Annotated in this window: 10 protein-coding genes, 1 tRNA gene and 1 other RNA gene; 4 read left to right on the top strand and 8 right to left on the bottom strand. The window is 72.5% G+C overall.

The window, feature by feature from the left end:
- Positions 1–108 precede the first annotated feature (108 nt).
- The 7 genes from LCD31_RS08545 to LCD31_RS08515 all read right to left on the bottom strand — a co-directional run bounded on the left by LCD31_RS08545 (position 109) and on the right by LCD31_RS08515 (position 3,429).
- Positions 109–197: transfer RNA gene (locus tag LCD31_RS08545), tRNA-Ser, on the bottom strand.
- A gap of 161 nt (positions 198–358) precedes the next feature.
- Positions 359–1,294, bottom strand: coding sequence for an alpha/beta hydrolase (locus LCD31_RS08540; protein WP_224957124.1), 936 nt, complete (start codon positions 1,292–1,294; stop codon positions 359–361).
- Positions 1,295–1,374: 80 nt separating this feature from the next.
- Complete coding sequence (locus tag LCD31_RS08535) at positions 1,375–1,758, bottom strand: VOC family protein (RefSeq protein WP_224957123.1); 384 nt, start codon at positions 1,756–1,758, stop codon at positions 1,375–1,377.
- Positions 1,759–1,815: 57 nt separating this feature from the next.
- Entirely contained in the window at positions 1,816–2,025 is a 210-nt protein-coding gene (locus LCD31_RS08530) for a DUF397 domain-containing protein (protein ID WP_224957121.1), read from the bottom strand.
- Positions 2,026–2,078: 53 nt separating this feature from the next.
- Positions 2,079–2,285 carry a DUF397 domain-containing protein gene (locus tag LCD31_RS08525; RefSeq protein WP_224957120.1) on the bottom strand — a complete coding sequence of 69 codons (207 nt, stop codon included), beginning with the start codon at positions 2,283–2,285 and terminating at the stop codon, positions 2,079–2,081.
- A 61-nt stretch (positions 2,286–2,346) separates the two neighbouring features.
- A complete protein-coding gene (locus LCD31_RS08520) occupies positions 2,347–2,553 on the bottom strand; it encodes a DUF397 domain-containing protein (RefSeq protein ID WP_224957119.1) in 207 nt (68 codons plus the stop codon).
- A gap of 12 nt (positions 2,554–2,565) precedes the next feature.
- Complete coding sequence (locus LCD31_RS08515) at positions 2,566–3,429, bottom strand: helix-turn-helix transcriptional regulator (protein WP_224957118.1); 864 nt, start codon at positions 3,427–3,429, stop codon at positions 2,566–2,568.
- Between the two features lie 189 nt (positions 3,430–3,618).
- On the opposite strand from LCD31_RS08515, the gene LCD31_RS08510 reads away from it, so the two are divergent.
- On the top strand, positions 3,619–3,978 hold the full coding sequence (locus LCD31_RS08510) for a hypothetical protein (RefSeq protein ID WP_224957117.1): 360 nt from the start codon (positions 3,619–3,621) through the stop codon (positions 3,976–3,978).
- Positions 3,975–4,247, top strand: a complete 273-nt coding sequence (locus tag LCD31_RS08505) for a hypothetical protein (protein WP_224957116.1) — start codon at positions 3,975–3,977, stop codon at positions 4,245–4,247. Before LCD31_RS08510 ends, LCD31_RS08505 begins: the two co-directional genes overlap by 4 nt.
- A 274-nt stretch (positions 4,248–4,521) precedes the next feature.
- On the opposite strand, the gene LCD31_RS08500 is transcribed toward LCD31_RS08505, so the two are convergent.
- On the bottom strand, positions 4,522–5,181 hold the full coding sequence (locus LCD31_RS08500) for a superoxide dismutase family protein (protein ID WP_224957115.1): 660 nt from the start codon (positions 5,179–5,181) through the stop codon (positions 4,522–4,524).
- Between the two features lie 117 nt (positions 5,182–5,298).
- On the opposite strand from LCD31_RS08500, the gene ffs reads away from it, so the two are divergent.
- Both ffs and LCD31_RS08490 read left to right on the top strand, forming a co-directional pair.
- Positions 5,299–5,395, top strand: an RNA gene (gene ffs, locus LCD31_RS08495) — signal recognition particle sRNA small type.
- Positions 5,396–5,464: 69 nt separating this feature from the next.
- Positions 5,465–7,723, top strand: a complete 2,259-nt coding sequence (locus LCD31_RS08490) for a DNA polymerase III subunit gamma and tau (RefSeq protein ID WP_224957114.1) — start codon at positions 5,465–5,467, stop codon at positions 7,721–7,723.
- The last annotated feature ends 32 nt before the right edge of the window (positions 7,724–7,755 follow it).

Here is a 7,755-nt window from a genome sequence, read left to right as displayed (position 1 = left end):
CGGGGGCGGGGCGCCGGCGCGCGCGGCGCCCCCCCCGCCCCCCCGGGCCCCCCCCCCCCCGCCCCCCCCCCCCCCCCCCCCCCCCCCCCCCCCCCCCCCCCTTCCGGCTGGCGGAGGATACGGGATTCGAACCCGTGAGGGCTATTAACCCAACACGATTTCCAATCGTGCGCCTTAGGCCGCTCGGCCAATCCTCCACGCGGAAGTGTACGGGAGGACGATGATCACTCCGCGCCGGGGTCCCCTCCGCGCCGACCGGTCCGGCACCCCCGAATGGCCCAGGTGAACGGCCTGCCGGACCGGCGGATCGGGCGAACGGGCGGTTCACCCGAGCGGCGCGGCCGGTGCGCTGCGGCGATCAGAGGGCGCGGAGGACCCGGGCGCGGTCCTGGCGGACGCGCCGCGCCACGTCGGAATCCGGGACGGCGCTCTCGAACGCGTGCGGGCAGCCCGGCCGGACGTGCAGCTCGACCGGGACTCCGGCCAACGACAGCCTGCGCGCGTATTCGACGTCCTCGTCCCGGAAGATGTCCAGGTCCCCGACCTCCACGTACGCCGGGGGAAGCCCCCGCAGGTCGGTGGCGCGGGCGGGTGCCGCGGTCGCCGGCACGTCCGGGCCGCCCGCGAGCTCGCCGAGCAGCGCGCCCCACCCGGTGGCGTTCCGCTCGTAGGACCAGGTCGCCAGCGCCACCAGCTCCGGATCGGGTTCGGTGGTGCGGTCGTCGAGCATCGGGTAGATCAGGATCTGCCGGGCGAGTCGCGTGCCGCGCTCCCGCGCCAGCAGCGCGGCCCCGGCGGCGAGGCCACCGCCCGCGCTCTCACCCATGATCGCGATGCGCGCCGGGTCCACGCCGAGCTCGGCGGCGTGCTCGTGCAGCCAGGCGAGGCTGGTCCAGGCGTCTTCGACGGGCGCGGGGTGCGGATGTTCCGGCGCGCACCGGTAGTCCACGACCAGCACCGGCACCCCGGTGGCCGCGACGAGCCCGGCCGCGTTCGGCAGGCACGGCCGCGCGTCGCCGAAGACCATGCCGCCGCCGTGCAGCCACACCACCGCCGAGCCGGGGCGCTCGTCGCCCGCGGTGAGCCACCAGAGCCCGATCTCCGCGCCGTCGAAGCCGATCGCGGTGCGTTCGGTGCTGCGGACCCCGGCCGGGAGTTCGGTGGGCGCGGCGGCCAGCGCGGTCTCGATGCTGCGCCGGATGGCGAGCGCGTCCCCGGGCGCCTCGGGGGCGGGGCGGCTCGCGAAGTACGCGTCCAGCAGCGGTTTCAGCTCGGGGTCCACTTCGAGCGGCATGGTTCCTCCGTCCGTCGGCTGGGTTGGACCCTAGCCACGGATCACCGGGGTGCGGTCGGATTCCGCTCGCAGCGCACCGATCAGCCGCCGGGATGCATCAGCTCCCACACGTGCCCGTCGGGGTCGCGGAAGCTGCCGCCGTACATCGGCCCCATCTCGGAGCTCGGCTTCCACGCCTCGCCACCGGCCGCGATGGCCTTCGCGACGAGGGCGTCGACCTCCTCGCGGGTGTCGACGGTGATGCAGTTGAGGACTTCGGTGTCGGCCGGGTCGGCGAGGTCGCCGTTGATGAAGTCCCGGAACCGGTCGTGCTCCAGCAGCATCGCGAAGATGTTCCGCTCCAGCACGAGGCAGGCGGTCCTCTCGTCGGAGTACTCGTCGTCGAACTCGAACCCGAGCTCGGTGAAGAACGCCCGCGACTTCCGGACGTCCTCGACCGGCAGGTTCACGAAGATCATGCGCATGGTCGGCTCCTCGGGTCGGTGTGCTCGTCCCGTTGAGCGCGTTGACCACCCGCCCCGTTACCGCCCGAACCGCCCGCCCTTGACGGCACCGAGGAAGTCGTCGAACGCGCCGTGCTCGAACGCGAGGATCGGGCTATCGGCGCCGAGCTTGGAGTCCCGGATGCCGGTGCCCGCGGCGACGGTGGCGACTTCGACGCAGATGCCGCCGTTTCCGGTGCTGTAGCTGGACTTCCGCCACCGAGCAGGTCCGAAGTCGCCGTGCTCCACGTCGTCGCTCCTGGGTTCGTGCTCGGATGTGCGAACGTGCGACACCCGGTCGGCTAAGCGCAGAACTTCTCGCCCCTGACGGCGCCGAGGAACTCCGCGAACGCGCCGCGCCCGAACGCGAGGATCGGGCTCGCAGCGCCGAGCTTGGGATCCCGGACACCGGTGCCCGCGGCGACGGTGGCGACTTCGACGCAGTTGTGGTTTCCACTGCTGTAGCTGGACTTCCGCCAGGTGCCCGGTGCGAGGTCGTGTGTCGGCATGTCGATGTTCATGCTCGTGTGTACCGGAGTTCGAGCTGTGCGGCCTAGCTCCGGACGGGGGTCACCCGAACCGCGCGTCCTTGACCGCGGTGAGGAATTCCGCGAACGCGTCGTGGCCGAACGCGAGGATCGGGCTATCGGCGCCGAGCTTGGAGTCCCGGATGCCGGTGCCCGCGGCGACGGTGGCGACTTCGACGCAGACACCGCCGCTGCCGTTGCTGTAGCTGGACTTCCGCCAGGCGACGTTGGAGAAATCAAGGTCGATCATGCGGCTCCTTGGTCAGTCGCTGAAGCTGCGCGCGATGCTGCCCATCAGAGTGATGGACTGTTTCTGATCGAGTGCGGCTGCCTGCAATGCCTCGAAGGTCATGATATAAGCCACGACTTCATCGGAATCCTCCACGTAGAAGCCCTTTGTCAGGCTGTCCAGGTAGACGACCTCGCTGAAGTGCTTCTCCGCGAAGCCGAGCATCGTGAACGACGATCCCATCGACGGATAGGCGCCGATGCCTGCTGGGACCACCTGGATCGTCACGTTCTCCTGCTCGCTCAGGGCAAGGAGGTGATCGATCTGTCCACGTGCGGTGGCGGCTCCTCCAACTCCCTGGCGCAACGCGGGTTCCCAGATGACCACCTCCGTTCGCAGTGGTGCCGATCCGGTCAGGCGTTCTTGGCGCTTCGCGCGAACTGCGGCTCGCCGCTCTGTCATCGTGTCGTCCACACTCGGTAGGAACGTGGTGCTCAGGGCTTTCGCGTAGTCCTCGGTCTGGAGGATGCCCGGCACCAGATCGGCGATGAAGGCGCGTTCGGTGGTGGCTTCGGATTCGAGCTCGATGAAGTCCTGCGCGGCGCTGAACAGCACGTCCGTGCCGTAGTCGTGCCACCAGCCCGTTTCCTTGGCGTTCAAGGTGGCTTGGAACAGGGCGTTGCGCTCGTCTTCCGGGACGTCGTAGACGAGACCCAGTGCGATGACGTCGACGCCCTGGATGGGCTGCGCGGCGTTCTCGATCTTGCTGATCTTGGCCGGTGACCACTTCAGCAGCTTCGCCGCTTCAGCGTTCTTGTGGCCTGCTCGCGTGCGCCACTTCCGGAGTTCGCGGCCGATTCGGCGCAGCCGCACGTTCGCCTTGAACTCGTCGGGCATCGACTGCCTCCTCGTGGCGTGCCTGCGTCGATCATCGGTCGAAACCCTACGAGGCCAGGAGGGATCGTCTCTGGGGCAGTCGAACGGGTGACGTACGAAAGCTTTCGTGTGAGAAACGTTGACTACGCTGACTCCCGTCTTCGACCCTCGTGATCAGCAGTCGCGAAGTCGTGGACGAGGAGGCGGCCGATGAACGTCATGGAGGCTCGGTTCGGCTCGCACCTGGGGGTGATCGCGGCGACCGTGCGCGCCGGGTTCCGGTTCCGGTACCTGCCGTCGCTCGCGGAGATCGACGCCGTGCAGGGCTTCCGGGTCCGCGCGGGTGCGATGGACGTCTACCTGGTCCGCGCCGAGCAGGGCGCGTTGGCCGCCCGCTTCCGGGTGGACGACCTCGAAGATCCGGTGCCGCACGCGATCTGGCACCGGCGGGGGAGCGTCGCCGGCGTCGTCGCCGAACTGCTCGCGCTGCCCGCGCACGGCGCCCCCGGTGCGCCGATGACCCCGCTGCGCTGCCGCGAAGTCGGCTGGATCTTCGGCCTGCGGTCGTGAGGCCGAAGCCGTTCCTGCCCATGACCTGGTGCTACGAACCGGTGGGCGGTGGCCACACGTTCCGCTGGGGGCGCGGCTCCGGGGTGATCACGGTGCACCGCGGGGACGTGCGCGGCTCGCACGGTGACGAGGCGCTGGTGGACACCGTGCGGGTAGGCCGCGACTGGGTCGACGACCGCGACCTGCGCGTCGAGGCGCGGCGGTGGCTCCGCGCCGAGCAGCAGCGGCTGCGCAGAGCCGCTGCGCAGCCGACTGAGCAGGACCGCTGAGCAGAGTGACTGAGCAGAACCGCTGAGCAGGACCGATGGGAACGGCCGCCGAGTGGGGCTGCCGAGCGGGCCACCGAGCAGGCGCGAGCGGAACAACTGAGCAGAACAGCCGAGCAGGACCGATGGGAACGGCCGCCGACAACGGCCGCTGAAAAGCGAAGAGCCGCCCCCTCGCGGGAGCGGCCGATGAGCAGGCCCGGCGTGACCTACCCCGACAGCGCCGGGCCGTCCGGGCCGGTCGGTGCGAGGCCCCCGCACCGACCGGTCTCCGGCCTCAGGACTGGATGTTCAGGCAGGCGGCACGGCCACCCGCGGTGCCGGCCTGGCCCGCGCCGGTGTTCGTGTTCGACTCCTCGTGCACCACGATCGACTTCGGGGCGCGCTCGCCGGTGATCCCGAACGGGACCGTCGCCGTGGAGCTGCCCGCGCCCTGCGCGTCCGTCTGCAGGTCCAGCCAGATCTCGTTCTGCGGGTTCGCGTACGCCGGGTCCGAGGACGGGTTGCCCGGTCCGGCCGCCGGATCCTGCTGGTTCTGGAAGTGCGGACCCGCCGCGTCGCCCGTCGGCCCGCACGCGTTCACGTGCGCGTGCGCCGCGTACCCGCGGTTCGGCTGCAGGCCCGTGACGGTGAAGGTCACCACCGTGGACTGCTCGGAGCCGTCGACGGTGGCCTTCACCTGCGCGCCCGCCGGGGCCAGTTGCGGGTTGTAGGTGAACGCGCCGCCCTGGCCGCCGGGCTGCGCCAGCGTGCCCTCGAACGTCTGCCCGCCACCACCGCTCTGCTGCTCCTGCACCGCCGGAGGCGGCGGCGTGCCCGGACCGGGCGGCTGGGTGGACGGTTCACCAGGGGGCGTGCACGCGGTCAGCGCGAGAGCCGCGACCGCACTGCCGAGCACGAGCGCCCGGCGACCGGCAAAAGAGATCCGCAGAGACATGCAGCAGATCATGCCCGAAACGGCCGAATCAGGCGACGACCGGCCCAGGTGGCGCGGCTCGCACCGAACGGGGCCCGGAGGGGGTTCGAAGCCCGCCGAGGTACGCGCTAGACTCTTGGTGGGACTCCGTGCGGCGTCCATCCTGTGAACTCCCCCAGGGCCGGAAGGCAGCAAGGGTAAGCGGGCTCTGGCGGGTGCACGGGGTCCCGCTTACTTTTCCCCGGCCGCCCGCACCCCCACGTCCCGATCCGGGGCGTCGGTGCCACCGCGTAGGGTTCCGACCGTGGCGCTCGCCCTCTACCGCAAGTACCGTCCGGCGACCTTCGCTGAGGTCGTCGGCCAAGAGCACGTCACCGAACCGCTGCGCACCGCGCTGTCGGCGCAGCGCATCAACCACGCGTACCTGTTCTCCGGGCCGCGCGGCTGCGGCAAGACGTCCAGCGCGCGCATCCTCGCCCGCTCGCTGAACTGCGCGCAGGGGCCGACGCCGGACCCGTGCGGGGGATGCGACTCGTGCGTGGCGCTCGCCCCGGAGGGCTCCGGCAGCGTCGACGTCGTCGAGCTCGACGCGGCCAGCCACGGTGGCGTCGACGACACCCGCGAACTCCGCGACCGGGCCTTCTTCGCGCCCGCCCAATCGCGGTACCGCATCTTCATCATCGACGAAGCGCACATGGTGACCACGCAGGGCTTCAACGCCCTGCTGAAGATCGTCGAAGAGCCGCCCGAGCACCTCATCTTCGTGTTCGCCACCACCGAACCGGACAAGGTGCTCACCACCATCCGGTCCCGGACGCACCACTACCCGTTCCGGCTGATGCCGCCCGGGGTGATGCGCGAACTGCTCGAACGCATCTGCGGCGACGAAGGCGTGCGGGTCGAACCGGCCGTGTACCCGCTGGTGATCCGCGCGGGCGGCGGCTCGGCGCGCGACACGCTCAGCGTGCTCGACCAGCTGCTCGCCGGGGCCGGGGACGAGGGCGTCACCTACGAGCGGGCGGTGGCGCTGCTCGGCGTCACCGACGTGGCGCTCATCGACGACATGGTGGACGCGCTCGCCGCCGGGGACGGCGCCTCGGTGTACGGCACGGTCGACAAGCTCGTCGAAGCCGGGCACGATCCGCGCCGCTTCGCCGCCGACCTCCTCGACCGGCTCCGCGACCTGGTGCTGCTGCACGCGGTGCCCGACGCGGGCGGCCGCGGGCTCATCGACGCGGCGGGTGACGAGCTCACCAAGATGCAGACGCAGAGCGAACAGCTCGGCGCCGCCACGCTGTCCCGGTTCGCCGAGATCGTGCACACCGGGCTGCAGGACATGCGCGGGGCCACCGCGCCGCGGCTGCTGCTGGAACTGCTGTGCGCCCGGATGATGCTCCCGGCCGCGTCCGAGTCGGAGGGCGCGCTGCTGCAGCGCGTCGAGCAGGTCGAGCGGCGGATGACGCTGGCGCCGCCCGCGGCTGCCGACGGTTCCACCGCTCCCGCCGCGGCCACCGGCCCGGCCGCAGCCGCTCCCGCCGGGGACGCGTCCGCCGGCAAGCGGGTGTTCCAGCGGCCCAGCGACCGGCAGACCGCGGCCGAACCGCAGGCCCCGGCTCCGCAGGCCCCGGCGCCGCAAGCCCCGGCTCCGCAGGCGGCAGCGCCGGCCGCGCCGGAAGCGGAACCGGCGCCGCGGCCCGAGTCCCGGCAGCCCGAACCGCAGCAGTCCGAACCCCAGCAGGCGGCGCCGCAGCAGCCCGAACCCCAGCAGGCGCCGCAGCAGCCCGAACCCCAGCAGGGCCGCCCGGCCGCCGCTCCGGCTCCGCAGCCCGCGCAGTCCGAACCGTCCGAACCCGCGGTCGCCGACCCGGGCGCCGCGCACTCCGCGGGCTTCGGCGCCGCCGACGTGCGCCGGGTGTGGACCGACCTGCTGCGCGCCGTCGCCCAGCGCAACCGGCCCACCCAGGCGCTGCTGCTCAACGCGACGGTGCACGACTACGCCGACGGCACGCTGGTGCTGACCATGCCCACCTCCGGGCTGGTGAAGCAGTTCGCGCAGCAGCGGCGCATCGACTTCGTGCGCGAGGCGATGGCCGAGGTGCTCGGCGCGGGGACCGACTACGACGTGCGCTGCGTGGAAGCCGGTGCCGCCCCGCCGCCGCAGCGTCCCGCCGGGGCCGCGAAGCCCGCGCCCCAGCAGCCCGCGCAGCCCGCCGCGCCCCCGACCTACAGCAGGCCCAGCGCGGCGCAGCACCAGGAGCAGCGCCCACCGGAATCCGGCAACGGCCAGCGCCGTCCCGCCCCGGCCCGCCGCGGTGCGCCGTCCGGCCGGGGTCGCTCGGGCGACATCCCGCCGCCCCCGGAGCCGCCGCCGGAGGACGAACCGCCGCCGGAGGACGCGGCCCCGCCGCCCGCGGCGCCGCCGCCGGCGGAGGAGGACGAGGAGTCGATGATCGCGGACTCCTCCCCGGCGTCCGCCGCCGAAGCGATGCCGCGCCGCGACCGGGAGGACGAGGCCGTGCAGCTGTTCACCGCCGAACTGGGCGCCCGCAAGATCGACGAGTGACGTCCCCAGGTGAACGGCCCCCCCGCCCGGCC

The sequence above is a fragment of the Saccharopolyspora sp. 6M genome (assembly GCF_020176775.1).
In the GTDB taxonomy this organism is placed as follows: Bacteria; Actinomycetota; Actinomycetes; order Mycobacteriales; family Pseudonocardiaceae; genus Saccharopolyspora_C; species Saccharopolyspora_C gregorii.
Note: the sequence above shows the minus strand (reverse complement) of the source record. Positions and strands in the feature narration are given on the sequence as shown.